The 1561-nt window shown below is 30.0% G+C and carries 2 protein-coding genes; one reads left to right on the forward strand and one right to left on the reverse strand.

What is annotated here, in order from left to right:
• The first annotated feature begins 186 nt into the window (after nucleotides 1–186).
• Nucleotides 187–501 (forward strand): hypothetical protein, encoded by a 315-nt coding sequence (locus CIK99_RS03115; RefSeq protein ID WP_144007881.1) that lies wholly within the window; start codon nucleotides 187–189, stop codon nucleotides 499–501.
• A 129-nt stretch (nucleotides 502–630) separates the two neighbouring features.
• On the opposite strand, the gene CIK99_RS03120 is transcribed toward CIK99_RS03115, so the two are convergent.
• Nucleotides 631–1125: a hypothetical protein gene (locus tag CIK99_RS03120; RefSeq protein WP_094379677.1), complete on the reverse strand. Its 495-nt coding sequence runs from the start codon at nucleotides 1123–1125 to the stop codon at nucleotides 631–633.
• Between the last annotated feature and the right edge of the window lie 436 nt (nucleotides 1126–1561).

Raw genomic sequence — 1561 nt, forward strand, 5'->3', positions numbered from 1 at the left:
TCAGTGACATTATCTGAGAGAATATGGTTTTACCTTTGTTCATTGCACACGTCATTTATTAACGAGTGCAAAAATACAAAATCAAATCGAATACACAAAATATTGCTCGTAAAACGTTGACTATTAGCTAATTATTTCAAAATCTTCTGACCTTAACAGGACAGCAGTGATATAAAATATAAATCTATGTTTGAAACATTTTGTGATGTTTTGCATTTTTACGGCAAGACTTTAGAGAAAAAACTTCATATGTTTGAAATAATATTGAGCCAAGGTGAAGGTGTGTATATAATAAACTACATAAACTGCTATACTGGAAAGACTAAGTATTTTGCCACAATATCAGAAGAAAAAGCTAACAAAGACATGCAACTTGTAAGCTCGTATATATTGAAGAAAATTGAGATAGAAGTACAATACCAGAACATACAAGAAGACAAAGACAGACTTGAAGTAATTGAAAGCAACATTAAAGACAAAGGAATATGCATACCTTTTTGATGCAATTAGTCTAGAATTAGTGTAGAGATGGCTAGAGTTTCACGAGTGACACTTTCTATAGTGAGATGTATAATTTATAACCCCTTACTTTTTATATAGTTTTAATGTCACTCGTGAAACTCTAGCCATTTAATTCTCAACTACTTCCCATTGATAGTCTGTCATGTAATATTGGTAGACATCTTCATAGTTGTCTTCTTCTATGTATATTTGCTTGCCATCGTAATATATGTAGTCTAACAACAATCCATTCAAGTCTTCAATGTCTGACTTGTTGCCGTATATAGTTACTTTGCTTGGGTCAAATTCATCTTCATCTATGTCTAATTCAAATATTATAGAACCACCTGCACCATTTTCTGCATTTATCATTCTGTATTTGTATGGTGGTTCTTTTGCTGGATGAATTTTGTTCTTGATATAGTCTTTAGTTATTTCTACATTGAAACCTGTATCATTTGTAAGTTCATCATCCGTAAATTCAATGTAGTAGCCTTCGTCATTTATTGAGACTTCTGCGCAATTAAGCAACGGAAGCTCAATTATTTCTTCTTCATCTGTGTCTTCATTTGCAATACACCTCAATATAGAGTATGTGCAATCATAAAATTCAATTCTTACCATAATTTTTTGTTTTAAATGTTTGACTTAATGTTAAATATCAGTCGCAAATATAAGCAATTTGTGTTGTATTGTTGGAATATTTAGCGTTAATCTATGTTAATTTATGTCTTTTTGTTGTTTTTTGCATTATTTTTAATTATAATAAATAATAAAATACTATGTACTACGTACAAAACATATCAACTGGTGAATTCTGGTATTCCCATCAATTCAAAAAATAGCATAATATCTTGAAGCAAGTTTAGATGATGTGAATATGGTGTTAGAAAGAAATGCAAAAAGCTGTAATGGATGGATTTTAACTAAAGTCAATATTAGTGAAGACCCAATCATAGGAGCTTACGTATGGGCGTAATTTGTAGATGAACTAAATTTTTTATATATACATTTTTTTGATGTCATTTTAATTATATGCATGATTTTGATTGTCTGTGAA

The organism is Prevotella sp. P5-92 (assembly GCF_002251245.1).
In the GTDB taxonomy this organism is placed as follows: Bacteria; Bacteroidota; Bacteroidia; order Bacteroidales; family Bacteroidaceae; genus Prevotella.

Excerpts from the sequence above, each read along its gene's own strand:
- CIK99_RS03120 (WP_094379677.1), bottom strand. The coding sequence starts at position 1,125 with ATGGTAAGAATTGAATTTTATGATTGCACATACTCTATATTGAGGTGT.
- CIK99_RS03115 (WP_144007881.1), top strand. The coding sequence starts at position 187 with ATGTTTGAAACATTTTGTGATGTTTTGCATTTTTACGGCAAGACTTTA.